The sequence below is a fragment of the Rhodovulum bhavnagarense genome, from assembly GCF_004343505.1.
GTDB classification, from domain to species: Bacteria; Pseudomonadota; Alphaproteobacteria; order Rhodobacterales; family Rhodobacteraceae; genus Rhodovulum; species Rhodovulum bhavnagarense.
This window is the reverse complement of sequence record NZ_SLXU01000018.1, coordinates 1-22,646: the sequence shown is the minus strand read 5'-3', so window position 1 is coordinate 22,646 and position 22,646 is coordinate 1. Positions and strand designations below refer to the sequence as shown.

At 66.2% G+C, this 22,646-nt stretch carries 24 protein-coding genes; 11 read left to right on the top strand and 13 right to left on the bottom strand.

Going from position 1 to position 22,646, the window contains the following annotated elements; translation table 11 throughout:
• Positions 1 to 210: 210 nt before the first annotated feature.
• Both EV663_RS13710 and EV663_RS13705 read left to right on the top strand, forming a co-directional pair.
• Positions 211 to 1,761: an FAD-dependent monooxygenase gene (locus EV663_RS13710; RefSeq protein ID WP_132952813.1), complete on the top strand. Its 1,551-nt coding sequence runs from the start codon at positions 211 to 213 to the stop codon at positions 1,759 to 1,761.
• Positions 1,758 to 1,946 carry a DUF2783 domain-containing protein gene (locus tag EV663_RS13705; RefSeq protein WP_132952811.1) on the top strand — a complete coding sequence of 63 codons (189 nt, stop codon included), beginning with the start codon at positions 1,758 to 1,760 and terminating at the stop codon, positions 1,944 to 1,946. The genes EV663_RS13710 and EV663_RS13705 overlap by 4 nt, the downstream gene beginning before the upstream one ends.
• A 127-nt stretch (positions 1,947 to 2,073) precedes the next feature.
• Here the strand turns inward: EV663_RS13705 and EV663_RS13700 are convergent, their stop codons facing one another.
• Both EV663_RS13700 and EV663_RS13695 read right to left on the bottom strand, forming a co-directional pair.
• On the bottom strand, positions 2,074 to 3,045 hold the full coding sequence (locus tag EV663_RS13700; RefSeq protein WP_425057144.1) for an NAD(P)H-quinone oxidoreductase: 972 nt from the start codon (positions 3,043 to 3,045) through the stop codon (positions 2,074 to 2,076).
• Between the two features lie 14 nt (positions 3,046 to 3,059).
• Positions 3,060 to 3,776, bottom strand: a complete 717-nt coding sequence (locus EV663_RS13695; RefSeq protein WP_132952809.1) for a COQ9 family protein — start codon at positions 3,774 to 3,776, stop codon at positions 3,060 to 3,062.
• A gap of 109 nt (positions 3,777 to 3,885) precedes the next feature.
• Here EV663_RS13695 and rpsU point away from each other — a divergent pair, with 109 nt between their 5' ends.
• A complete protein-coding gene (gene rpsU / locus EV663_RS13690; RefSeq protein WP_005614280.1) occupies positions 3,886 to 4,092 on the top strand; it encodes a 30S ribosomal protein S21 in 207 nt (68 codons plus the stop codon).
• A gap of 114 nt (positions 4,093 to 4,206) precedes the next feature.
• Here the strand turns inward: rpsU and EV663_RS13685 are convergent, their stop codons facing one another.
• From EV663_RS13685 to dapA, 5 genes are all read right to left on the bottom strand, one after another.
• Positions 4,207 to 5,391 (bottom strand): amino acid aminotransferase, encoded by a 1,185-nt coding sequence (locus EV663_RS13685; RefSeq protein WP_132952807.1) that lies wholly within the window; start codon positions 5,389 to 5,391, stop codon positions 4,207 to 4,209.
• Positions 5,391 to 6,248, bottom strand: coding sequence for a 3-mercaptopyruvate sulfurtransferase (sseA, locus tag EV663_RS13680; RefSeq protein WP_132952805.1), 858 nt, complete (start codon positions 6,246 to 6,248; stop codon positions 5,391 to 5,393). Before sseA ends, EV663_RS13685 begins: the two co-directional genes overlap by 1 nt.
• Before the next feature lie 68 nt (positions 6,249 to 6,316).
• A complete protein-coding gene (gene smpB, locus EV663_RS13675) occupies positions 6,317 to 6,793 on the bottom strand; it encodes an SsrA-binding protein SmpB (RefSeq protein WP_132952803.1) in 477 nt (158 codons plus the stop codon).
• Between the two features lie 71 nt (positions 6,794 to 6,864).
• A complete protein-coding gene (locus EV663_RS13670) occupies positions 6,865 to 7,344 on the bottom strand; it encodes a TrmO family methyltransferase domain-containing protein (RefSeq protein ID WP_132952801.1) in 480 nt (159 codons plus the stop codon).
• A 3-nt stretch (positions 7,345 to 7,347) separates the two neighbouring features.
• Positions 7,348 to 8,223 carry a 4-hydroxy-tetrahydrodipicolinate synthase gene (dapA, locus tag EV663_RS13665; protein WP_132952799.1) on the bottom strand — a complete coding sequence of 292 codons (876 nt, stop codon included), beginning with the start codon at positions 8,221 to 8,223 and terminating at the stop codon, positions 7,348 to 7,350.
• A gap of 178 nt (positions 8,224 to 8,401) precedes the next feature.
• Here dapA and EV663_RS13660 point away from each other — a divergent pair, with 178 nt between their 5' ends.
• A complete protein-coding gene (locus EV663_RS13660) occupies positions 8,402 to 10,333 on the top strand; it encodes a lytic transglycosylase domain-containing protein (protein WP_132952797.1) in 1,932 nt (643 codons plus the stop codon).
• Between the two features lie 73 nt (positions 10,334 to 10,406).
• Here the strand turns inward: EV663_RS13660 and mnmC2 are convergent, their stop codons facing one another.
• Complete coding sequence (mnmC2, locus tag EV663_RS13655; protein WP_132952795.1) at positions 10,407 to 11,081, bottom strand: tRNA (5-methylaminomethyl-2-thiouridine)(34)-methyltransferase MnmC2; 675 nt, start codon at positions 11,079 to 11,081, stop codon at positions 10,407 to 10,409.
• Positions 11,082 to 11,134: 53 nt separating this feature from the next.
• Between mnmC2 and EV663_RS13650 the strand changes: the two genes are divergently transcribed.
• Positions 11,135 to 12,184 carry an NAD(P)/FAD-dependent oxidoreductase gene (locus tag EV663_RS13650; RefSeq protein WP_132952793.1) on the top strand — a complete coding sequence of 350 codons (1,050 nt, stop codon included), beginning with the start codon at positions 11,135 to 11,137 and terminating at the stop codon, positions 12,182 to 12,184.
• On the opposite strand, the gene EV663_RS13645 is transcribed toward EV663_RS13650, so the two are convergent.
• Positions 12,181 to 12,420, bottom strand: coding sequence for a GlsB/YeaQ/YmgE family stress response membrane protein (locus EV663_RS13645; protein WP_132952791.1), 240 nt, complete (start codon positions 12,418 to 12,420; stop codon positions 12,181 to 12,183). The genes EV663_RS13650 and EV663_RS13645 overlap by 4 nt on opposite strands.
• A 97-nt stretch (positions 12,421 to 12,517) precedes the next feature.
• Entirely contained in the window at positions 12,518 to 13,630 is a 1,113-nt protein-coding gene (locus tag EV663_RS13640; RefSeq protein ID WP_132952789.1) for a polysaccharide biosynthesis/export family protein, read from the bottom strand.
• 131 nt (positions 13,631 to 13,761) lie between these two features.
• Here EV663_RS13640 and EV663_RS13635 point away from each other — a divergent pair, with 131 nt between their 5' ends.
• The gene (locus EV663_RS13635) at positions 13,762 to 14,694 is read left to right on the top strand and encodes an NAD-dependent epimerase/dehydratase family protein (RefSeq protein ID WP_243697969.1); all 933 of its coding nucleotides are present in this window, start codon (positions 13,762 to 13,764) and stop codon (positions 14,692 to 14,694) included.
• A complete protein-coding gene (locus EV663_RS13630; protein ID WP_243697968.1) occupies positions 14,691 to 15,359 on the top strand; it encodes a sugar transferase in 669 nt (222 codons plus the stop codon). The genes EV663_RS13635 and EV663_RS13630 overlap by 4 nt, the downstream gene beginning before the upstream one ends.
• A gap of 3 nt (positions 15,360 to 15,362) precedes the next feature.
• On the opposite strand, the gene tspO is transcribed toward EV663_RS13630, so the two are convergent.
• The 3 genes from tspO to EV663_RS13615 are packed head-to-tail and all read right to left on the bottom strand — an operon-like array spanning position 15,363 to position 18,482.
• Positions 15,363 to 15,848, bottom strand: a complete 486-nt coding sequence (tspO, locus tag EV663_RS13625) for a tryptophan-rich sensory protein TspO (RefSeq protein WP_341799040.1) — start codon at positions 15,846 to 15,848, stop codon at positions 15,363 to 15,365.
• Positions 15,849 to 15,853: 5 nt separating this feature from the next.
• The gene (crtB, locus tag EV663_RS13620) at positions 15,854 to 16,912 is read right to left on the bottom strand and encodes a 15-cis-phytoene synthase (protein WP_132952787.1); all 1,059 of its coding nucleotides are present in this window, start codon (positions 16,910 to 16,912) and stop codon (positions 15,854 to 15,856) included.
• 1 nt (position 16,913) lies between these two features.
• Positions 16,914 to 18,482, bottom strand: coding sequence for a phytoene desaturase (locus tag EV663_RS13615; protein ID WP_132952785.1), 1,569 nt, complete (start codon positions 18,480 to 18,482; stop codon positions 16,914 to 16,916).
• A gap of 130 nt (positions 18,483 to 18,612) precedes the next feature.
• Here EV663_RS13615 and EV663_RS13610 point away from each other — a divergent pair, with 130 nt between their 5' ends.
• From EV663_RS13610 to bchO, 4 genes are all read left to right on the top strand, one after another.
• Positions 18,613 to 19,389, top strand: coding sequence for a spheroidene monooxygenase (locus tag EV663_RS13610; protein ID WP_132952783.1), 777 nt, complete (start codon positions 18,613 to 18,615; stop codon positions 19,387 to 19,389).
• Positions 19,386 to 20,390, top strand: a complete 1,005-nt coding sequence (gene bchI, locus EV663_RS13605; RefSeq protein WP_132952781.1) for a magnesium chelatase ATPase subunit I — start codon at positions 19,386 to 19,388, stop codon at positions 20,388 to 20,390. The genes EV663_RS13610 and bchI overlap by 4 nt, the downstream gene beginning before the upstream one ends.
• Entirely contained in the window at positions 20,387 to 22,087 is a 1,701-nt protein-coding gene (locus EV663_RS13600) for a magnesium chelatase subunit D (RefSeq protein ID WP_132952779.1), read from the top strand. Before bchI ends, EV663_RS13600 begins: the two co-directional genes overlap by 4 nt.
• An 11-nt stretch (positions 22,088 to 22,098) precedes the next feature.
• A partial coding sequence (gene bchO / locus EV663_RS13595; RefSeq protein WP_132952777.1) for an alpha/beta fold hydrolase BchO occupies positions 22,099 to 22,646 on the top strand: 548 nt, incomplete at its 3' end.

Here is a 22,646-nt window from a genome sequence, read left to right as displayed (position 1 = left end):
GCACGAGCGATGGATCTGCCCAAAAAAGCGGTTGCAGATGGCCGTCGGCTGCAACACTTTGACCGCCGATAAGAAGAACCAGGAACGGGTGTGGGAGAACGCCATGACCATTGGTCCCGGGCGTCCCGGTTGCAGGGCCTGCCCTTGCCTTAGCGTTTTCGGGGCGGGTGCGCCGGTGCCCGCGGCGTATAGCCCCGGAGGAACCCGCTGATGCCCCACGAATACAAGTCTTTCGCTTACAATCCCCCCCCAGGTTTGCGCACGCCCGAGCCACGTCACGGGGTGGTGATCGTCGGGGCTGGGCCTGTGGGGCTGGCTATGGCGCTTGACCTGGCCCATCGCGGCATCGCCTCGGTCCTGCTGGACGAGGGTGACCGGGTGGCCACCGGGTCGCGCGCGATCTGCTGGTCGCGGCGCAGCCTGGAAATCCTTGACCGGCTGGGCGTCGCAGACAAGGTGCTGGATATTGGTACGCCCTGGCAGGTGGGGCGGACCTGCTATGGCGACCAGGAGGTATTCACCGAGGATTTCGGGCGTGACCCCGGCGACCGGATGCCGCCCTTCGTCAATATCCAGCAATATTTCATCGAGGAATTCCTGGTTGATGCGGTTCTGGACCACCCGCTGATCGACCTGCGGTTCAAGAACCGCGTGATTGATGTCGAGGCCGGGACAGAGGCAGCGACACTCAGTATCAAGACCCCCGACGGCCCCTACATGCTTGAGGCGGACTACCTGCTGGCCTGTGACGGGGCGCGTTCGACCGTGCGCGCGACCATGGACCTGGAATTCGAAGGCGAGATGTTCGAGGAACGTTTCCTGGTCGCAGATATCGAGATGGAGGCCGATTTCCCGCCCGAACGCTGGTTCTGGTTCGATCCCAGTTTTCACGACGGGCAGTCGGCACTGTTGCACCGGCAGGCGGGCAATGTCTATCGGCTGGACCTGCACCTGGGTCGCGATGCCAACGCCAAGCAAGAGGTGAGGCCCGAAAAGGTCATCCCCCGGATCGAACAGGTGGTCGGCCCCGATTTCGAATTGGACTGGGTCAGCGTCTATACCTTTCAATGTCGACGGCTGGCGCGGTTCGTTCATGGCCGGGTGATCTTCCTGGGCGATGCGGCGCACGTGGTGGCGCCGTTCGGATCGCGGGGCGGCAACGGGGGCTTGCGCGATGTCGACAACCTGGGTTGGAAGCTGGCCGCCGTGTTGCAGGGCCGCGCGCCGGAAACCTTGCTGGAAAGCTATGACCGCGAGCGGGTGCAATCGGCCGATGAGAACCTGACGCAGGCAATCCGCGCGACCCGCTTCATGACCCCCCGTCCGGGGGTCGAGCAGCTTTTTCGCGACCAGGTGCTGGCACTGGCGGGCAAGGCGGAATTTGCCCGCCCTTGGGTCAACCCCGGTCGTTTTTCGCAACCCACGGTCTATCGAACCGATGCGCCCGACGATCGGCTCTTGCCCGCGCTGTCGCGCCCCGGTGCCGTGGCGCCCGACGCGCCGCAGGGGTCTGGCTGGCTGATGCAGGCACTGGGGGCAGAGGCGAGGCTGGTTGCCTTCAATTGCGACCCGCCCGCGGGTCTCGAGGTGCCCAAGCTCAGGGCAGAGGTGAACGAAACCGTCCGCCGCCGCTACCTGGGGCGTGCCGATCGCGCGCTTTACCTGATCCGCCCCGACCAGGTTGTCGCGGCGCGCTGGGTCGCGGCAGAGCCCAAGGCGGTCTCGGCCGCGTTGCGCGCGTTGTGGGAGGGACGGGAATGACGCTGATCACGACCCCCAACCTGGATGGACATGATGCCTTCATGGCCGAGCTGCTGGACGCGCACAGGGGCCTGAGCGAGGCCGAAAGCCAGGCGCTGAACGCGCAACTTATCCTGATCCTGGCCAATCACGTGGGCGATCTCGATGTGCTGCGCGAGGCGCTGGCCCTAGCGGGCCAGAAATAGGGCGGGGCAAGGCGCCTGGCATCCAGTCACGCCAGGCGGGGGCCGAATTTGCCTGCACAGCAGACGAGATCGACCAACCGTTACGACGCGCCCATCCGGGATCGGGCAACGTCGCGCGCGCCCGTTCTCAGTCGATCTTCAGGACGATCTTGCCCACATGGGCCGAGCTTTCCATCCGCGCATGCGCGGCGGCGGCCTCTTCCAGCGGGAATTCCGAATCCATCACTGGGGCCACGCGCCCCGAGGCGATCAGCGGCCAGACCTTTTCGCGCAATTCGTCCGCGATGCGCGCCTTTGCCAGGTCGGATTGCGGGCGCAGGGTTGAACCGGTGATCGTCAAACGCCGCATCATGACTTGGGCAAAGTTCAACTCGACCTTCGGCCCCTTGAGAAAGGCGATCTGTACCAGGCGGCCCTCATCGGCCAGCGCGCGCACGTTGCGGGGCAGGTAGTCGCCGCCGACCATGTCGAGGATCAGGTTCGCGCCGCCCTCTGCGCGCAGGACATCGACGAAATCCTCGTCGCGGTAGTTGATCGCGCGTTCTGCGCCCAGGGTGATGCAGGCGGCGCATTTTTCGGTACTGCCGGCGGTGGCAAAGACGCGGGCGCCGAACACCTTGGCCAACTGGATCGCGGTCGTGCCGATACCCGAACTGCCGCCATGGACAAGGAACCGCTCGCCCGCCTCTAGACCCCCGCGCATGAACACGTTGGACCAGACGGTAAAGAAGGTCTCGGGCAGGCAGGCGGCCTGTTCCAGGCCCAGCCCCTCGGGAATGGGCAGGGCATGGGCGGCGGGGGTGGCCACGTATTGGGCATAGCCACCGCCGGGCAACAGCGCACATACCTTGTCACCCACCGATAGCCCGCTCACACCCTCGCCCAGGGCCACAACCTCGCCCGCGCCCTCTAGTCCGGGCAGGTCCGAGGCACCGGGCGGCGGCGCGTATTGTCCCGCGCGTTGAAGGGCATCGGGTCGGTTCACACCGGCATAGGCCAGACGGATCACGATTTCCCCTGCCCGCGCTGCGGGAACGGGACGATCGCACGCGCGCAGCACATCGGGACCGCCGGGTTCGGCGATTTCGACGGCGCGCATCAGTCCGGGCAGGCTCACGCGCCCTTGGCGGCGTTGGGGCGCAGGAAACCGGGCATCTGCAACGGTTTGCGCGCATGGGGCGGCTTGATCTGGCTGCCGACCATGCGTGGGCCAAGGGTGAAGGGTTTCAAGAAGGGGTTGGACCGCATCCGCGCCTTTGCCTTTTCGAACCGCATAACCCCCTCGATCCGGCGGTCGAGGAATTCCCAGGTGGGCTGACTGTCAAAAGTGTCGTCACCCAGCCAGTAGAGCACGGTCGCGCCATAGACCGCCGAAAGCGAGGCGCGCTTGGTGTACCAGTTCACATCCTCGGAACTGTCGCCCAGTGCCGTCCAGATCCGGTCGGCGGTGCCCCAGACCAGACGGGTGCCTTCGCCGGCATGCTGCGGCAGGGCGAACAGCGTGGTGCCGCGGCGCACGCATTCCTTGTCTTCGACAGCCTCAAGCCGGTAACGAATCGCCAGGGCGATCCGGTCGCGGATACGCATGTCGGTCAGGTCGGTTTCGGCCATGCGCTGCGCCATCAGGTCATCGCCGCGCTTGTGATAGGCAACCGCGAGATCCAGCGCGCCGCGCGGGCAGGCGGCCCGCGCCAGGCCGGCATCGGTATGGGATTCGGCAATCGCGGTGCGAAAGGCTGTCTCGCTCCAGCCATCAAAGGGGACGTGGATCAGGATCGCGTCCAATAGGGTATTTTTCACATGGTCCATGTCGTTCGGGCTCTCGGTCATTGCGGGCCTCCGTTTGTCGGGGACGATGTATAGACAAGTTAGGCAGCCTTTGCTATACGGCCACCTCCTGCTTTTTTGAAACTCGAACTGGAAAGGTGGTGAAAACCACATGCAGGTTAGCGTTCGCGACAACAATGTCGATCAGGCTCTTCGGGCCCTGAAGAAGAAACTTCAGCGCGAGGGTGTGTTCCGCGAAATGAAGCTCAAGCAGCATTTCGAGAAACCCTCCGAGAAGAAGGCTCGCGAGAAGGCCGAGGCCATTCGCCGTGCCCGCAAGCTGGCGCGCAAGAAAGCGCAGCGCGAAGGTCTTCTCTGAGGATCGACATGCGAACGGGGGCTTTGGCCCCGTGCGACGACCCCCGTGGCCCTGCCCGGGGGTTTGTTGTTTCCGGCGTGTTGTCCTGGCGCGTCATTTCGGGCGCCACGCCCGTTACAGACCGGCCGCCAGCATCGCCTCTGCCACGCGTGGAACCCTGTCGAGCGATAGCCCCGCGAGGTTGATCCGGCCGTCGCCTATCATGTAGAGGCCGTGCTCGGCCCGCATTCTTTCCACCTGTTCGGGGTTGGCGCCCACCAGAGAGAACATGCCCTTTTCCGCGCCCAGGTGGGCGAAGCGGTCCGACCCGCTCATCTCCCGCAGGGTGTCGGCCAACGCCTGGCGCTGGCGTTGCATGTGCAGGCGCATGCCGTCCAACTCTGCCTGCCAACAGGCGCGCAGGTCTGCGTCGTTCAGGATTTCCGTGACCACCCGCGCGCCGTGATCGGGTGGAAAGGCATAGGTCTGGCGGTTCAGCATGGTCAGGTTGGACTGTGCCATGTCGCGGCTTTTCGTAGTCTCGCCCAGCACGAAAACCGCACCCGTGCGTTCGCGGTAGATGCCGAAATTCTTGGAACAGCTTGTTGCCACGATCAGTTCTGGCAGGGCGGTTACCAGTATCCTCAGGCCCGTCGCATCGGTCTGAACCCCGTCGCCAAAGCCTTGATAGGCGATATCGACCATCGCCAGCGCACCGGTTTTCGTCAACAGCTCTGCCACAGCCCGCCAGTCTGCGGCGGTTAGATCGGCGCCGGTGGGGTTGTGACAGCAGCCATGCAACAGCACCACGTCGCCCGGCCCGGCCCGTTCCAGGTCAACCAGCATTCCCCCTGTGTCAAGGCTCCGCGCCCGCGCGTCGTAATAGCGGTAATCCACGCGTTCCAGCCCGAGGAATCCGATGATCGCTGCGTGGTTGGGCCAGCTCGGGTCGGGCACGAAGATGCGCGTGCCGGGATTCGCAAGCCGCGCCAGTTCTAGTCCCATCCGCACGGCGCCGGTGCCGCCGGGCGTTGCGATGGCGGCGCGGCGCTCGGCGGGCGATTCTTGCCCAAGCACGAGGTCCGATAGCGCGCTTAAAAAGGCAGGATCACCCGCCAGTGTGGTGTAGGTCTTGGTTTCCTGGATCTGCCACAGCCGTTCCTCGGCGGCCTTGACGGCGCGCATGACCGGGGTGTGCCCGGCCGCGTCGCGGAATACGCCCACGCCCAGGTCGATCTTGTCGGTGCGCGGATCGGCGGCATAGGCCTGCATCAAGGCCATGATCTTGTCGGGGGTCTGTGGGCTGAGATGGCCCAGCATCATGCCGGCCCCGTCGCCACGGGCAGGTCGTTATACATCCCCCATTCCGTCCACGACCCGTCGTAAACCGCGTGGTTGCGATGACCGATCAGTTCCAGCGCAAGGCAGACCAGGGCAGAATTAACGCCCGATCCACAGCTTGCAATCGCGGGCTTGCCGAGGTCCACGCCCGCCGCGGCGAACACCGCGCGCAGATCGTCGGGGGATTTCATCGTGCCATCGGCGTTCAGCAGGGTGGCGAAATGCACGTTCCGGGAATTCGGGATATGGCCCGAGCGCAGGTTCGGCCGCGGCTCTGGCTCGCGCCCCTCGAAACGGCCGGGCGCGCGGGCGTCGATGATCTCGTAATCGCCCAGTTTCGAGGCCGCGGCGACCTGCGTCACGTCCTTGATCAGATGTGCCTGGCGCTGCACGGTCATGTGCCTGTCGCGCACCAAGGGCGGCAGATCCTCTACAGGCCGCCCCTCTGCCAGCCATTTCGGCAGGCCCCCGTCCAGCACGGCGATATCGGTCTTGCCCATCAGGCGGAAGGTCCACCAGATGCGCGGCGCTGAAAACAGGCCCATGCCGTCATAGACGACGACCTGGTGCCCGTCGCCCACGCCCATCGCGCGCATCCGCGCGATGAACTTTTCCACCGGGGGCGCCATGTGCGGCAGATCGGATCGCTGATCGGAAATCTCGTCGATATCGAAAAAGCGCGCGCCGGGAATATGCGCCTGGTCGTATTCGGCGCGTGGGTCGCGCGGATCTGTCGGCAGGTACCATGACCCGTCCAGAATGCGCAGGTCGGGGTCTTTCAGGTGATCGGCCAGCCACTCGGTCGAGACCAGCGTTTTCGGATCGTTATAGGCCATGCACCCCTCCGCCCGTATCGCGTTCAGGAATGCTTAGAACGCTGGCGTGACCTAGGCAAGGCCGCGGCCTAACCGTGATCCTTCAACAGGCGCTGTTTCTGGCGTTGCCAGTCGCGCTTGGCCTCGGTGGCGCGCTTGTCCTGGGTCTTCTTGCCCTTGGCGATCCCGATCTTCAGCTTGGCGATGCCCTTGTGATTGAAATACAGAACCAGCGGCACCAGCGTGTAGCCCTTGCGCTGCGTGTCCGACCACAGGCGCGCCAGTTCCTTGCGACTGACCAAGAGCTTGCGCTTGCGCCGTTCCTCGTGGCCCCAGGTTTTCGCCTGTTCGTAGGGCGGGATATAGCCGTTGACCAGCCACAGTGCGCCATCCTCGACCGAGGCATAGCTCTCGGCGATGTTGGCGCCGTTCTCGCGCAGCGATTTTACTTCGGACCCTTGCAGGATGATCCCGCATTCCAGGTCGTCCTCGATCGCGTAGTCGTACCGCGCGCGCCTGTTTTCGGCGATTACCTTGTAATTCGGGTCTGATTTCGGTTTGGCCATGGTGGGGCGCATATAGGCCAAAGCCGCGCCGGGGGAAAGGTGTGCCGAATGTCCCGATGTCTCGTGCGATTCTAGCCGTCACGGCCCGGCGGCAGGTCGGCCCGTTCCGTCCAGGGCTTGATGTCGATCAGCGGAGTGTCGTCATAGCAATCGATCGCGTCGATACCGAGTGTCGCGTCCCCCGGATCGAGCGCGGTAATCACCACCGTCGCCACCCCGATGCTGTTGGGCCGGTTGGGTGAACGCAGCGCGAACGTGCCGCGTGTGCCCTCGATATGGCGGGGACTTTGGCGCAAGAGATCGCGCCGCGCCCGGTCCATCCAGTATAGCAGGATGACAGGCTGGCCAACGGCCAGACCCTCAAGCGCAGGACCAAGGTCCGGGTCCAGTTCGACCACGAAACGGCCGCCGCGTTGCCGGGCGGTGCCCATGTTGCGCGGACAATCGTCCGGCCCCCACGGCGTGCGGATTCGCCCGATCACCCGTAACCTTGGCCCATCGGGGTCTTTCAGGCCCTCGGCCACCACTTCACCTGGGCGCAGGCCCGCCATGGATCAATCCAGGATGCCGGCGTGGCGCATCGCGTCGTCGATCCGCGCCTTCGTGCCTTCGGTCAACCCGACCAGCGGCGAGCGGACTTCTTCGGTGCAACGCCCCAGCCGCGACAGCGCGTATTTCGCCCCGGCAACGCCAGGCTCGAGAAAGATCGCGATATGCAGCGGCATCAGCTGGTCCTGCAATTCCAGTGCGCGGGCATAATCGCCTGCCAGCGTCGCCTCCTGGAACTGCGCACACAGCCGCGGCGCCACGTTGGCGGTGACCGAGATGCAGCCCCGCCCGCCATGGGCGTTGAACCCCAGCGCGGTTCCATCCTCGCCCGACAATTGCAGGAAATCCGGGCCGCAGGTGATGCGTTGTTTCGGCACGCGGGACAGATCGCCGGTGGCGTCCTTGACCCCGATGATCCTGGGCAGTTTTGCCAGCTCGCCCATGGTTTCGGGCGTCATGTCCACCACGGACCGTGAGGGGATGTTGTAGATGATGATTGGCAATTCACAGCAATCGTGAAGCGCGGTGAAATGCGCGATCATGCCCGCTTGGGTGGGCTTGTTATAATAGGGCGTGACCACCAGCGCCGCATCGGCGCCGACCTTTTCGGCATATTGCATGAAGCGGATCGCCTCTTGCGTGTTGTTCGACCCCGCCCCGGCGATGATCGGCACCCGGCCACCGGCGGCCTTGACCACCTCTTCGATGACCATCTCGTGTTCGGCATGGCTCAGCGTCGGGCTCTCGCCGGTGGTGCCGACCGGCACGATCCCGTGGCTGCCTTCATCGAGGTGCCACTCCACCAGTCGTTTGAGCGCGTCGCGATCCACCGCGCCGTCCTTGAACGGCGTCACCAGGGCAGGAAGGGACCCTTTGATCATGACACGCTCCTTTCGCATGATAATGTTGTCCGGGACCGGAACGTCGGCGCGACTCGCCGCCCGTCACGGGCGCGCGGACCCTATAGCGCGATTGCCCGATTGCCAAGTTTGTGAATTGTCCCGGCCACGCCCGCCATGACAGGCTGGCGAAACCAAGCCCCCGGTTCGATCTGTCGCCATGCGCACCTTTATTGCCTGCCTTGCACTTGCACTCGCCGCCGATGCGGCGGCCGCCGGCGATACACCCCTGGCCCGCGCCATGGTCGAACTGCGCGCCGATAACTGGCAGGCCGCGCGCGCCCAGGCCGCGCCTGCGGGCCAGGTTGCGCTCGACATCGTGGAATGGCGGCGGCTGCGCGCGGGCGAAGGCACTTTTGCCGATTATGTCGCTTTCCTGTCGCGCAATGGCGACTGGCCCGGTCTCGACCGCCTGCACATGCAGGCCGAGGGCAAGATCCCGCCCGATGTCGACCCGGCCGCGGTCCTGGCCTTTTTCGCGAATCGCCGGCCGGTGACCGGGCTCGGGGCGCTCCGGCTGGTGCAGGCGCATGCGGCGCTGGGCAATTCCGGCGATGCCCAGGCGCTTGCGGTCCTGGCGTGGCGTACCCTGCCATTGGGCGCCGAGGCACATGCCGCGTTCCTGGCGCGCTTTGCGCCTGCGCTGTCGGTCCATCACGAGGCCCGCATCGATGCGATGCTCTGGGCGGGCGAGGCCGCCGAGGTGCGGCGCATGTTGCCGCTCGTGGCCGGGGGGTGGGCTGCGCTGGCCGATGCGCGTCTTGCGCTGCGCGCGGGCGCCGCCGGGGTCGATGCCCTGATCGCGGCCGTGCCCGCATCGCTGGCCGATCATCCGGGCCTGGCCCGGGAACGTTTCCTGTGGCGCGCACAAAAGGGCCGGGCAGAGGATGCCATCGCCCTGATCGAGGCGCATAGCCTCTCTGCCGAGACACTGGGCCGCCCGGAGGAATGGGCCAACTGGCGGCGTATCTACGCCCGAAAGCTGATGCGCGAGGGCGAGGGCGCCCGCGCCTACCGGCTGGCCGCGCGCCATCACATCCCGCCCGGATCGGATTATGCCTATGCCGACCTGGAATGGCTGGCGGGCTTCATCGCCCTGCGCCAGCTGGACGACCCTGCCACGGCGCTGACCCATTTCACCCGGTTCGAGGCCGTGGTCGAAACCCCGATCAGCCTGTCGCGCGGCGGCTATTGGCGCGGCCGCGCGCTCGAGGCGATGGGCCGCCCCGACGAGGCCCGCGCCGCCTATGCCGGGGCCGCCGCCCACCAGACCGCGTTCTACGGTCAGCTCGCCGCCGAACGCGCGGGCCTGCCGATGGACCCGGCCCTGGCCGGGGGCGAAACCTATCCCGGCTGGCGCGACGCGCCCTGGGCCAACGGATCGGTCCTGCGCGCGGCGCTGATGTTCCACGAGGCGGGCGAACGTAACCTGGTGGAATGGTTCCTGACCCACCTTGCCGACTCGGCCGATCCCATCGGACAGCGCAAGTTGGCCGGGCTCGCGCTGCGTCTTGACGAGCCCCATATCGCCCTGCGGCTGGCCAAGCTGGCCGCGGGCGACGGCAACGTGATGATCGATGCCTATTTCCCGCTGAGCGGCCTGGCGCGCGCCGACCACCCGGTGGCGACCGAGCTGGTTCTTGCTGTCGCCCGCCGCGAAAGCGAATTCGACCCTTCCGTGGTTTCGGGGGCGGGCGCGCGCGGATTGATGCAACTGATGCCCGGCACGGCGCAGGCGATGGCGGCGAAACTCGGTCTCGCCTATTCCGAGGCCGCGCTCACGCGTGATCCCGATTACAACGCACGGCTCGGTGCGGCCTATCTCGCGCAGCTGGTCGAGGAATTCGGTCCCAACCCGGTGCTGGTCGCGGCGGCTTATAATGCCGGGCCCAGCCGCGCCCGCGCCTGGATCACCGAACGCGGCGATCCGCGCTCGGCCGGGGTCGATGTCGTCGACTGGATCGAGATGATTCCGTTCCGTGAAACCCGCAACTACGTGATGCGGGTAAGCGAATCCCTGGCCATTTATCGCGCGCGCCTGTCGGGTCGGCCCGAACCCCTGCGCCTGTCTGCGGAACTCAAGTCCGACTGAGCCTTCTTCTTGGCAAAAATACCCATGATCCCGACGCGTCCGAGAAGGCTCCGCATGACGGTCTGCGCTGCTGTCATGCCCGGTTTGCGACGGTCATGTGTCGCTTGCGGCCAAATCCGGGGCGCCGTTCCACGTTGAACCCGGCCCGGGCCAGCCCGCGGCGCACGAAACCGGCCGCGGTATAGGTCGCCGCAGTGCCGCCGGGTGCGGTATGGGCCGCGACCTGGGCCATCAGCTCCGGCGACCACAGTTCGGGGTTCCTTGCCGGCGCGAAACCGTCCAGGAACCAGGCATCGGCCCGGCCCGGCCAGGTGGGCAGCGTCTCGCGCGCATCGCCGAAGACCAGGGTGGCGTGCAGCATGTCGTTTTCGATCCGCGTGGCCCCTGCGTGCCAAGCCGCGATCAGCGGGCCGGCCATGGCATGGGCCTCGGGAAAGGCTGACAGGGCCCGGTCGATCTCGTGGGCGGTCATCGGGTAGGCTTCAAACCCGGTATAGCGCAACGGTCCCTCCATCCCCGCCTCGCGCCATGCGATCAGCGCGGCCAACAGGTTCAGCCCGGTGCCGATCCCCAGTTCCGCGATATGGAACCCTGGCACGAACCGCGCGGGTAGATCGTTGCCCGCAAGAAATACGTGCCGGGTTTCGGCCAGCCCGTCGGCAAGCGAGAAATAAGGATCGGCGAACCGGGTCGAAACGGGTACGCCGCCTTCGTTCCACTCGATTTCCGCGTGCTGGCGCTCTGGCATGATCTGTCCTAGATGCGAGGTCCGGACGGCAAGAATGAAAGAGGGCCGTGGCAATGGCAACGGTGGATGTGACGGTGATGGGGGCGGGCATCCTGGGCCTGGCTTGCGGCTATGTCTGCGCGTGTCGCGGCGCGCGCGTGCGGGTGGTCGAATGGTCCCATCCCGCGGCGGGGGCCAGCGGCACGCCGGTCGGTGCGCTGTCGCCGCATGTGCCCGAGCGCTGGAACGCGAAAAAGGCGTTCCAGCTCGACAGCCTCCTGATGGGGGATGCCTTCTGGACGGGCGTCCAGCAGGTCTCGGGCCGGCCCACAGGCTATGGCCGCCTGGGCCGCTATCAGCCGATCGCCGACGATGCGGCGCTGGCACGTGCGCGCGACCGGGCGGCCGAGGCCGAAACGCTCTGGCGGGGGAGGGCGGCATGGCGCGTGGTCGCGGCGGCCGAGGCAGGGAATTTCGCCCCGCTCACGCCTACGGGGCTGTTGATTCATGACACCCTGTCCGCCCGTATCGCGCCCCGTGCTGCCTGCCAGGCGCTGGCTGCGGCCATTGTCGCGCTGGGGGGCGAGGTCGCATGTGGCGCCGAGGGCCCGGTCGAGGGGCGGGTGATCTGGGCCACGGGCTATCCGGGGCTGGCCGCGTTGTCGGCCGATCTCGACCACCAGGTCGGCAGCGGTGTGAAGGGGCAGGCCGCGATCCTGGATCACGATGCGCGCCAGGCGCCGCAGATTTATGCCGAGGGATTGCTGATCGTGCCACATTCGAACGGGACGGTCGCGGTGGGCTCTACCACCGAGCGCGATTTCGACGATCCCTACCGAACCGATGCCCGGCTGGACGAGGTGATTGCCAGGGCGCGGATCGCCTGTCCGGCGCTGGCCGGTGCAGAGGTGATCGAACGCTGGGCAGGGGTGCGGCCGCGGGCGGCCACCATCGCGCCGATGCTGGGGCCATGGCCCGGCCGGCCGGGTCATTTCGTGGCAAACGGGGGGTTCAAGATCGGCATTGGCCTTGCGCCCGGGATCGGGCAGGTCATGGCCGACCTGGTTCTGGAGGATAACCCCACCGGCATTCCTGCGGGCTTTGGCGTCGAGGCAAGCCTCTAGCGGCCGCCCAGGTAAAGCCGGTAGACCCAGATCAGCACCATTGCCCCCAGAACCGCGCCCACCAGCCCCGCGGCAAACCCGGTCAGCGCCAGGAGCACCCGCAAGATCAGCCCACCGATCAGCGCGCCCGCGATACCGATTGCGATGGTGGTGGGAATGTCGGCCTCAAGCCCCATCAGCCGCGTGGCCAGAAAGCCCGCGGCTGCGCCCACGATGATCAGGAACACGATACCCATGCCTCGAATATGGGCATGGAGGGGGGATTCGCCTAGAGGCTGTGTGGGCGGTCCGGGGCTGCCCCGCCCCGCCTCATGACCTGCCTCAGAAACTGCCTCAGAAACTGCTGACCCGAGCGCCCAGCCCGATCGTGCTGCCAAGCAGCGAGAGCACCTTTTGCATGGTCGTGACCGGCGCCTGCGTCGCCAGCACGACATCGCCGGAATTGACAGGGAACTGGCCCGCGCTGAACAGCCCGTCGGCACTGGTCAGGTCAAAGCTGAACACCACCCGCTCGGTCTCGGGCCGGCCGCCCTGCGGGCCGACAAGGGCGCGCGGGTATTGGCGCATCACCAGAACGCCGCCGGGGTCGGCGCTGGTATCGGCCATTCCGCCCATCAGGGAAATCGCCCTCAGCGCGCTGACCTGCTGGGCGTCGAAATCGATCACGTTCTGCTGGCCCGAGGCTCCCAGCGCGATAAAGTTGCGCTTGTCCTCCTCGACGATGATCCGGTCATTGCCCCAAAGCGGGATGTCGTGTGCGGGGTCGTCAAACACCTCTTGCAGCGAGATTCCATAGACCCGGCCCTGGCGTTGCAGGCGCAGCTGCGGGTTGCGCATCGCACCGGGGACCCCGCCTGCGGCCGAGATCGCGCCGAGGATCGTGGTTTGCGGTGCCTCAAGCGGGTAGCGGCCCGGCACGGCGACGCCACTGACCAGTTCGACCGAGTTGCCCTGGCCGCTTTGGTGGTTCAGTTGGACCTGCGCCGAGGGGATGACGTCGGTCACCTCTTGCTGGATATGGCTGCGCGCTGCATCTACCGTCAGCCCCGAAACCCGGATTTCGTCGACATAGGGCACGAAGATGGTGCCTCGCGTGGACACGATCATGTCGGGCATGTCGGTGACATTGCCTCCCGGCCCGGTCAAAAGCGAGTTTTCCTCGGCATCCCAGATGCGCAGGCTCAGCCGGTCACCGGGCGCGATACGGGGCAGGCCCTTGCGGTCGTTGCGCGAGGGCCAGTTTGACAGGACCTCGCGCCCTGTCACCGGCCAGGCGCCAAAACGCGGCAGGCTGGCCCGTGTGACCTGGTAGACCGAGAACTCGCTGAACTCTCCCGCGCCTTCCAGGACTTCGCGTTTCATCGGGGCGTTACGCGGAACGCTGCATCCGGCCAGTACCGCCGCGACGCCGGTTACCAGAACATGCCGTCTGGAAAGATCTGTCATATGGTCTCCGGGGCGTGTGGCCGCGGGGCCGGAGAATCCGGTGGCGGCGGCTTTGCTTGTGTCCCGGCGCAAGATACTGTCTGGACCGGTCCGGTCAACATACGGTTCGGAATGGGCGAGGGGCGCGTGACATGGCTGCGTGGCAGGGCCTGATGGTGGGGCCGCGAGTTCTGGTTCTGGGGGCAAGCGGGCGGCTGGGCCGGATGCTGCGCCGGGGCTGGGCGGGCGCGGACCTGCGTCCGGTCTGGCAGCTGCGGCACGAACCGGCGGGCGTGGACGAGGTGGTTTGGTCCCCGCTGGGTGCGCCGGTGCCCGAGATCCTGTCGGGTCGTATCGACGTGGTTCTGGGGCTGGCGGGCGTGGTGCCGCGCCCCGGCGCGGCGCTGGGCGACAATGCCCGGCTTGGGCTGGCCGCTTTGCGGGCGGGCCATGCAGTGGGTGCGCGCCACGTTTTCCTTGCCTCGTCGGTGGCGGTTTACGGTCGGGGCGAGGCCCCCCATTCCGAGGACGAGGCCCCCGCCCCCGCCGCCGCCTATGGCCGGGCCAAGCTGGAAATGGAACAGGCCGCTCGGGCTGAGGTCCGCGCGATCGGGCCGGGGGCGCCGGGGCTGACCTGCCTGAGGATCGGCAACGTGGCGGGCGCGGATGCGCTGTTGGGAGGGAGCGTGGCGACGTGGCAGACCACCCCGTCCGATCGCCGGGTTCCCCTTGTCCTGGACCGGTTCGGCGACGGGCCGGCCGCGCCGGGGCCGCGCCGTGCCTATATCGGGCCCCAAAGCCTGGCCAAGGTGCTGGCCTGTTTGTGCCGGCATGCGATGACCGGCCCCCTGCCCGACTGTCTGAACATCGCCGCGCCGGGGGTGGTGGACATGGCCGCCCTGTTGGGGGAAACGGGGCTGGTTGCGGGCCGGGACTGGACGTGGCGTGCGGCGGCAGCCGGGGCCTTGCCCATGCTTGCGCTTGATGACGCGCGACTGGCCCGGCTCTGCGCGCTGCCGCCTTGTGCGGGAACGGCGGCAGGGCTGGTGGCGGAATGGCGGGCGATGCAGGCGGACGGGGTATGATGCAAACGGCAACCGACAGGCGCAAGCGGACGTTGGACCTAGGGCTTGCGGCCCTTTTCGCGCCGGTGCTGGTGCCGGTTAGCCTGGGCCTGGCGGTCCTGTTGTGGCGTGGTCAGGGTCGGCCGGTGCTGCATGTGTCGGAACGGATGAAAAGCCCGGCACAAGGCTTTGGCTTGCTGAAATTCCGCACCATGCGCCCCGATCCGGGCGATGCGGGCGTTTCGGGCGGAGACAAGGCCGCGCGGATCACGCCGATGGGGCGCAGGCTGCGCCGCACGCGCGCCGACGAATTGCCGCAACTGTGGAACGTGGTGCGGGGCGATATCAGTTTCGTCGGGCCGCGCCCGCCTCTGCGTGAATATGTCGAGAGGTTTCCAGAACTTTACGCCGACGTTTTGCGCACGCCGCCGGGGATCACCGGGTTGGCAACCCTGGTGTTCAGCCCCCATGAACAATGGCTGCTGGCCCGCTGTGCAACGCCGGAACAGACTGACGCGGTTTATGCGCGGCGCTGTATTCCGCGCAAGGCGCGGCTTGACCTGATCTATCTTCGCCACCGCTCGGTCGGGTTTGACCTGTGGTTGATCTGGATCACGGCCATGCGGGCATTCGGGGTTATGAGGCCGGGCCGGCGGATGCCCAGGCCGCCTTTCGGACGCGCTTGAGGATCAGCTTCCCGCCATCTGGGCGGCATCGGGATTGCGCCTCCAGATCGAAAAGTTCAGCGCAAAGGCGTAGCTGGTCCAGACCACGTAGGGCGCCACGAGCAAGCCCGCCACAAGGTCGATCCGCCAGAAGGCAACCGCCATTGCCAGAACAGACGCCCACATCCCGAACAGCACGACGAGGGCGGGCAAAAGTCGGTGCAATCCGAAAAATACCGGCGACCAGAGCGTGTTGAACACGATCTGAAGACCCCAGATCGCCAGCGCGTAGATCACCTCGGGATGACCCGAGATCGCCACGCGTGTCGCGGCATAGGCCATCGACAGGTAAAGAACGAACCACGCCAGCGGAAACAGCCAGTTGGGCGGGGTCCAGCCGGGTTTGTCGAGGTTGGCGTACCAGCGTCCCGGCGAAAAGAACGCCCCCGTCGATCCCGCGGCGAAGGCGGTCGTAACGAAAAGCGCGAATAGGGGCCAGTCAATAAGCATGCCTCTTAGATAGCGCGTTGCCGCCCTTCGACCAATGCGGCAGGAGGAAGCGCCTTGCGCCGCTTTGCCTCAAGCTGGGCCAGAACGGCGATGACCTCGCCCGCGCGGCCCTCGCCCCATGGATTGTCCGAGGGCAGGCGTTCGGCCGCGGCCTCGACAAGGTAGGCGCATTCTGGCAGCGGTTTGCCATACAGTACCGCCGAGCGCGGCATGACCGTGACGATCAGAGTTTCCAGCATGGACTGGATCAGCCAGCCGATTTTCTGACCCTTCGTGGTGTAGGCGCGGTAATTGATGCTGTCGTAATGGCGTCGCGCGACCTCGCGCCCGATGCCCGCATAGATGTGGCGGGCGGCAAATATGCCGGGCCGACAGGCCAGCGGCAACTCGGCTACGCCGGGTTCTGACCGGAAATACAGCCGGTTCGCATCGGCCAGAAGACGCCGGGTAATCTTGCGGATTTCACGGTTCGGGCGCGGGTTGGCAAAGAAGGCGTCGATGTCGATGCCGGCCTCTTCGACCCAGTCCAGCGGCAGGTAGATACGCCGCGCGCGGGCATCCTCGCCCACGTCGCGTGCGATGTTGGTCAGTTGCATCGCCACGCCCATGTCGCAGGCCCGCGCCAGCGCGTGGGGACAACGCGCCCGCATCAGAACGCTCATCATCACGCCCACTGCCGCGGCAACGCGGGCAGAATAGGCATAGACTTCCGAAAGCGTCTGATAGCGCTTTTCCATCGCGTCCCAGGCCATGCCCTCCAGCAGGGCCTCGGGCAGGGTGCGCGGCATCTCGAAATCCTCGACCACGGCGGCAAAGGCGCGGTCGGTGGGCGCGTTGCGGGGCTGGCCGCGATAGATCGCGTCCAGCCGTTCGCCCAGCATCAGCACGGCTTCGGTCTTTTCGTTGGTCAGGTCGACCGAATCATCGGTCAGCCGGCAAAAGGCATAGAGCGCCAGCGCCGGGTCGCGCACGCGGGGCGGCAACAGGCGTGAGGCCGCGTGAAAGGAATACGACCCGGTGCGGATCGAGGCTTTGCAATGCTCCAGATCCGCCGGGTCGATCATCTTACCGCGCCTTGACCGGGGTTGCGTCGGGCACGACCTTGCCGATCACCTCGGCCGAGGTGATCACGCTGGGCAGGCCCGCGCCGGGATGGGTGCCCGCGCCCACCATGTACAGGCCGTCAACCTCTTCGCTGATGTTGTGCGGGCGGAAGTTCGCACTTTGGAAGATCCGCGGTTCCAGCGAGAAACCGGCGCCATAGGGCGACAGGTAGCGGTCGCGGAACTCGTTCGGGGTGAAGAACATGCTGGTCGAGACGTGCTTGCCCAGCCCCGGCATCAGCTTGTCTTCCATGAAGTCCTGCACCATCTGGCGGTAGCGTTCGCCATTGGCCTCCCAGTCCACCGGATCGTCGCTGTGCAGGTTCGGCACCGGCGACAGCGCATAGAAGGTATCGTCGCCCTCGGGCGCGGCGGAGGGGTCGGTGACGGTGGGCCGGTGGATATACAGGCTCATGTCGTCGGCCAGCTTTTCCTGGTGGAAGAAGATGTCCTTGACCAGCCCTTCGTAGCGCGGGCCGTTCAGCACGGTGTGGTGACCGACGTCCTTCCACATGCCGCGCGTGCCCTTGGTGCCAAAGTACCAGACGAACAGGCCCATCGACCAGCGCGACTTGGCCAGTTTCTCGTCGCTCCAGCGCCAGCGGCGGACGTTGCGCAGCAAGGTGTTATAGGTGAACCCCGCATCGGCGTTGGACACCACCACATCGGCCTTGATTTCCTCGCCCGAGGCCAGGCGCACGCCGGTTGCCTTGTAGCTGCGCTTGCCCTTTTCGGTGACGATCTCGTCGACCTCGGTGTTCATCCGCAGGGTGCCGCCCTGCCACTCGATCACGTCGGCCATGGCCTTGGCGATCGCGGCGACGCCGCCCATCGCGTAATGCACCCCGAATTCCTTTTCGAGGTAGGACACCAGGATATACATCGAGGTGACGTTGAACGGATCGCCCCCGATGAACAGCGGGTGGAAGGACAGCGCCATGCGCAGGCGTTCGTCCTGAACGCGGGACGCGGCATGGGCATAGACCGACTTGTCGGCGCGCAGCATGCCGAAGATATGCAGCACCTTGATCAGGTCTTCCCACTTGTGCATCGGCTTGCGGCCGAGCTGTTCGAACCCGAACCAGTAGCGTTTCTCGCTGTCCTCAAGGAACTTGTCGTAGCCGGCCAGGTCCCCGGGCGACAGGCGGGCGACCTCGGCGCGCATGCCCTCGGTGTCCTGCTGGGCCTTGAAGCGTTCGCCATCGGGAAAGACGATTTCGTAGAACGGGTCCATCGGGACCAGTTTCACGTCCTGGTCGAAATCGCGCCCGCAGGTTTTCCACAGTTCGCGGAAGATCTGCGGCACGGTGACAATGGTTGGGCCCAGGTCGAATCGGTGGCCATCCTGCCAGATCGCCGAGCCGCGCCCGCCGGGCACGTCCAGCTTGTCTATAACGGTTACGCGATAGCCCTTGGCACCGAGGCGCATCGCGGCGGCAAGACCACCAAGTCCTGCCCCGATCACAACAGCTTGGGGCCTTTGGGCGCGAACTGCTTCATCCGCCAGGGCGGGATCGACTCGTGTCATCATGTCGCTAGGTTAAACCTGTCTAGTTTAGTTTACAATGCTTCTACCGGATGCGCGCCGGGGGCGGCAGGATACTTGCGGTCGCACCCCAATGTGTCACACATACTTGACAGTTGCGAATGGAGAGTCGGCAATGCAAGTCACCACCATCAGCTATTTTCGTTACGACAACTGGGCCTCTCGGCTAGAGGCCTTCAGCCAGATGGCGCGCGGCCGTTTCGCGCTGAAGAATGTGCCGGGGCTTGAGTTTTTCAAGTTGCTGGGCACCGGGTCGGATGCGGGATTCAATCCGCGCCCGAACGTGAACGTGAACGCGATTCTCTGTGTCTGGAAGGATATGGAGACCGCCGAGAACGGCCTCAAGGCCAGCATCACGCACAAGACCCTGCGCGATCATGCCTGTGAAACCTATACGATCTACCTGACGCCGACCTCGGCGCGCGGCCTGTGGTCGGGGGTAGAGCCGCTGAGGGTCACCGAGAAACCCGATGACACCGGAAATATCGCCGTTCTGACGCGTGCCACGGTGAAGTTGCCGGCCGCCCTGAAGTTCTGGGCCGAGGTGCCCGAAGTGCAGGAACGTGTCGCCAAGCATCCCAACTGCGCCTTCCATATCGGCATGGCCGAGGTGCCTTGGGTGCAGCAGGTGACCTTCTCGCTGTGGAACAACAAGAAGGAGATGGGCGGCTTTGCCTATGGCGACTGCCCGCACGGCCACGCGGTGAAACACGTCCGTGAAGGCGACTGGTTCAAGGAAGAGATGTATGCCCGCTTCAACATCCTGAAAGAAGAGGGTACTTGGGAAGGCGGAAGCCCGATGAGTCTGCTGGAAACCGGCCGGACCTTCGACGAACCCAAGGCGGCGCCGAAAAAGAAGAAGGCGCCGAAGAAAACGGAAGAGCCCGCATGACACAACCCTTTCCCTTCTCTGCCATCGTCGGGCAGGAGGAAATGAAACAGGCGATGATCCTGACCGCGATCGACCCGGGCATCGGCGGCGTGCTGGTGTTCGGGGATCGCGGGACGGGGAAATCGACCGCGGTGCGCGCCCTGGCCGCCCTGCTGCCGCCGATCAAGGTGGTGGCCGGGTGCCCGGTCAACTCGCCCTCGCTTGACCGCTGCCCCGACTGGGCGCATGTCGGTCAGCACGATATCGTCGAACGGCCCACCCCCGTGGTAGACCTGCCGCTGGGCGTGACCGAGGACCGGGTCGTCGGCGCGCTGGATATCGAAAAGGCGCTGTCCTCTGGCGAAAAGGCGTTCGAGCCGGGCCTGCTGGCGCGGGCCAACCGCGGCTACCTGTATATCGACGAGGTCAACCTCCTTGAGGACCACATCGTCGACCTTCTGCTTGATGTCGCCCAGTCGGGCGAAAACGTGGTCGAGAGGGAAGGCCTGTCGATCCGGCACCCGGCGCGCTTCGTGCTGGTCGGGTCCGGCAACCCCGAAGAGGGCGAGTTGCGGCCGCAGCTGCTGGACCGGTTCGGCCTGTCGGTCGAGGTGGCCTCGCCCAAGGATATCGACACGCGGATCGAGGTCATCCGTCGCCGTGATGCCTATGAAATGGACTATGACGGGTTCATGGGAAAATGGCGTCAGGAAGATGCCGAACTGCGCGACAGGATCTTGGCCGCGCGCGCCCATCTCAATACCCTGAAGACCTCTGACGCGGTGCTGCGCGATTGTGCCGAACTGTGTCTTGCGCTTGGTTCGGACGGGTTGCGGGGGGAATTGACCCTGCTCAAGACCTCTCGTGCGGTGGCTGCCTTCGAGGGCGCCGAAGAGGTCACCCGCGATCATGTGCGCAAGATCGCGTCCTCTGCGCTGCGCCATCGCCTGCGCCGCGACCCGCTGGACGAGGCGGGGTCGACCACCCGCGTCACGCGTGTCGTGGAGGAGGTGCTGGCGTGAGCACCGCAGGGTCCGTCTGGACACGGGTCGAGGTCGGACTGAACGTTCTGGCCGTCGATCCGGCGGGGCTGGGCGGTCTGTGGCTGCGCGCCCGGTCCGGTCCTGTGCGCGACCGGGTGATGGCGGCGCTTCCCGCGCTGCCGCTGCCTCAGAAACGGCTGCACCCCTCTATCGGGGATGAACAGTTATTCGGGGGGATCGACCTGACCGCGACGCTGGCCGAGGGCCGCGTGGTGCAGCGAAAGGGCCTGTTGGCCGAGCCGGCGGTCCTGGTCCTGCCGATGGCCGAACGTACTCAGCCGGGACTGGCCGCGCGGCTGGCCGGGGCCATCGACATGGGCGCCGGGCATTGCCTGATCGCCATGGACGAGGGCGCCGAACCGGACGAAACGCTGCCCGCCGCGCTGACCGACCGGTTGGCGCTGCATGTGGATCTTGACGCGCTGCCTTACGGCGCAACCGATCCGGTCGAACTGGATAAGGACGCGCTGGCCCAGGCCCGCGCGCGCCTGGGTCAGGTCAAGGCCGCGCCCAAGGTTCTGGAGGATCTGACGCTTCTGGCGGTGCGGCTGGGCATCGACAGCCTGCGCGCGCCGATGCTGGCGCTGCGCACCGCGCGCGCGCTTGCCGCACTTGGCGGTGAGGACGAGGTAGATATCGACGACCTGACCACCGCGGTTGAACTCGTGCTTGCCCCTCGCGCCACGCAATTCCCTGAACAAGAGCAAGACCAGGACCAGCAACAAGAGCCGCCCCCCCCGGAACCCGAACCCGAGGATCGCCAGGACCAGGAGCAGGGCGAAAGCCAGTCGCTGGACGAGTTACCCTTGCAGGATATCCTGCTGGAGGCCGCGCAGGCCGCCCTGCCTGCCGATCTTCTGGCGCAACTGGCCGCCAAGAAAAGCGGCCGGGGCGCGATGGGCGGCGCGGGCGCGGGGGCCAAGCTGAAAGGCAACCGCCGCGGTCGTCCGATCCCCTCGCGCCGGGGGCGGCTGGACAGTGGCAACCGGCTGGACGTGATCGCCACCCTGCGCGCGGCCGCGCCCTGGCAGACGATCCGCAAGCAGGAATCGCGGATCGAGCGGAACCTGCATATCCGCACCGACGATTTCCGCATTCGCCGGTTCGAGGAGAAATCCGACCGGCTCTTGATCTTCGTGGTCGATGCTTCGGGCTCGGCGGCGATGACCCGCCTTGCCGAGGCCAAGGGTGCGGTCGAAATCCTGCTGGCCGAGGCCTACGCCCGGCGTGACCATGTCGCACTGGTGGCGTTTCGCGGCGAAGACGCCGAATTGCTGTTGCCGCCTACCCGGTCGCTGGTGCAGACCAAGCGGCGGCTTGCCGCGCTGCCCGGCGGGGGCGGCACGCCGTTGGCGGCCGGGTTGAAAACCGCGCTTGAGGTCGCGATCCAGGCCAAGGGGCGGGGGATGACGCCGACAGTGGCGCTGTTGACCGATGGCCGGGCCAATATCGCGCTGGACGGCACGCCCAACCGTGCGCAGGCGGGCGAGGATGCCACGAAAATGGCCGCCGCGATCCGGTTGAACGAGTTTCCCGCGATGGTCATCGACATGGGCCAGCGGCCCGAACGGTCGCTCAAGGCGCTCGCCGATACGCTGGGCGCACCCTATATTCCTTTGCCTCGGGCCGATGCAAACCGCCTGTCCTCGGCGGTATCGGCCGTTCTTGACGCCTGAGGAGGCCGCTCATGGATTGGGGGCGGGACGGACGGGACTGGCCCAACCGGGAGCATTCCCGATTTGTCCGTCACCGCCCTCACCTGTGGCACCTGCAAGAGGCGGGCGAGGGGCCGATCGTCCTTTTACTGCATGGCACGGGTGCGACCACCCATAGCTGGCGCGACATTTTCCCGATCCTCGCACGCCACTATCACGTCGTGGCGCTGGACCTGCCGGGGCAGGGCTTCACCCGGATGGGCGCACGCCAGAGGTGCGGCATCGACGGGATGAGCAAGGACATCGCCGCCCTGGTGGATAGCGAGGGATTGCTGCCCGATGTCATTATTGGCCATTCTGCGGGGGCGGCGCTGGGTCTGCGGATGCTGCGCGACCTGAAACGGCCGCCAAAGGCGCTGGTGGGGATCAACGCGGCGCTGGAGAATTTCAAGGGCATGGCCGGTTTTCTGTTTCCGCTGATGGCCCGTTTGATGGCGCTCAACCCGTTTTCGGCGTCTGAGGTTTCGCGCTGGCTTGGCAATGCGGCGGGTGTTGGGGCGATCATTGGCGGGACCGGCAG

Coding starts and splice junctions, on each gene's coding strand:
- EV663_RS13710 (WP_132952813.1), top strand. CDS start 211: ATGCCCCACGAATACAAGTCTTTCGCTTACAATCCCCCCCCAGGTTTG.
- EV663_RS13630 (WP_243697968.1), top strand. CDS start 14,691: ATGATGCAAACGGCAACCGACAGGCGCAAGCGGACGTTGGACCTAGGG.
- sseA (WP_132952805.1), bottom strand. CDS start 6,248: ATGGCCTATAACGATCCGAAAACGCTGGTCTCGACCGAGTGGCTGGCC.
- EV663_RS13650 (WP_132952793.1), top strand. CDS start 11,135: ATGGCAACGGTGGATGTGACGGTGATGGGGGCGGGCATCCTGGGCCTG.
- EV663_RS13640 (WP_132952789.1), bottom strand. CDS start 13,630: ATGACAGATCTTTCCAGACGGCATGTTCTGGTAACCGGCGTCGCGGCG.
- EV663_RS13660 (WP_132952797.1), top strand. CDS start 8,402: ATGCGCACCTTTATTGCCTGCCTTGCACTTGCACTCGCCGCCGATGCG.
- EV663_RS13700 (WP_425057144.1), bottom strand. CDS start 3,045: ATGCGCGCCGTCGAAATCGCCGAACCCGGCGGTCCCGATGTGCTGCGC.
- mnmC2 (WP_132952795.1), bottom strand. CDS start 11,081: ATGCCAGAGCGCCAGCACGCGGAAATCGAGTGGAACGAAGGCGGCGTA.
- crtB (WP_132952787.1), bottom strand. CDS start 16,912: ATGATCGACCCGGCGGATCTGGAGCATTGCAAAGCCTCGATCCGCACC.
- EV663_RS13645 (WP_132952791.1), bottom strand. CDS start 12,420: ATGGGTATCGTGTTCCTGATCATCGTGGGCGCAGCCGCGGGCTTTCTG.
- EV663_RS13615 (WP_132952785.1), bottom strand. CDS start 18,482: ATGATGACACGAGTCGATCCCGCCCTGGCGGATGAAGCAGTTCGCGCC.
- rpsU (WP_005614280.1), top strand. CDS start 3,886: ATGCAGGTTAGCGTTCGCGACAACAATGTCGATCAGGCTCTTCGGGCC.
- smpB (WP_132952803.1), bottom strand. CDS start 6,793: ATGGCCAAACCGAAATCAGACCCGAATTACAAGGTAATCGCCGAAAAC.
- EV663_RS13685 (WP_132952807.1), bottom strand. CDS start 5,391: ATGCTGGGCCATCTCAGCCCACAGACCCCCGACAAGATCATGGCCTTG.
- EV663_RS13705 (WP_132952811.1), top strand. CDS start 1,758: ATGACGCTGATCACGACCCCCAACCTGGATGGACATGATGCCTTCATG.
- EV663_RS13610 (WP_132952783.1), top strand. CDS start 18,613: ATGCAAGTCACCACCATCAGCTATTTTCGTTACGACAACTGGGCCTCT.
- EV663_RS13670 (WP_132952801.1), bottom strand. CDS start 7,344: ATGGCGGGCCTGCGCCCAGGTGAAGTGGTGGCCGAGGGCCTGAAAGAC.
- EV663_RS13695 (WP_132952809.1), bottom strand. CDS start 3,776: ATGACCGAGAGCCCGAACGACATGGACCATGTGAAAAATACCCTATTG.
- dapA (WP_132952799.1), bottom strand. CDS start 8,223: ATGATCAAAGGGTCCCTTCCTGCCCTGGTGACGCCGTTCAAGGACGGC.
- bchI (WP_132952781.1), top strand. CDS start 19,386: ATGACACAACCCTTTCCCTTCTCTGCCATCGTCGGGCAGGAGGAAATG.
- tspO (WP_341799040.1), bottom strand. CDS start 15,848: ATGCTTATTGACTGGCCCCTATTCGCGCTTTTCGTTACGACCGCCTTC.
- EV663_RS13635 (WP_243697969.1), top strand. CDS start 13,762: ATGGCTGCGTGGCAGGGCCTGATGGTGGGGCCGCGAGTTCTGGTTCTG.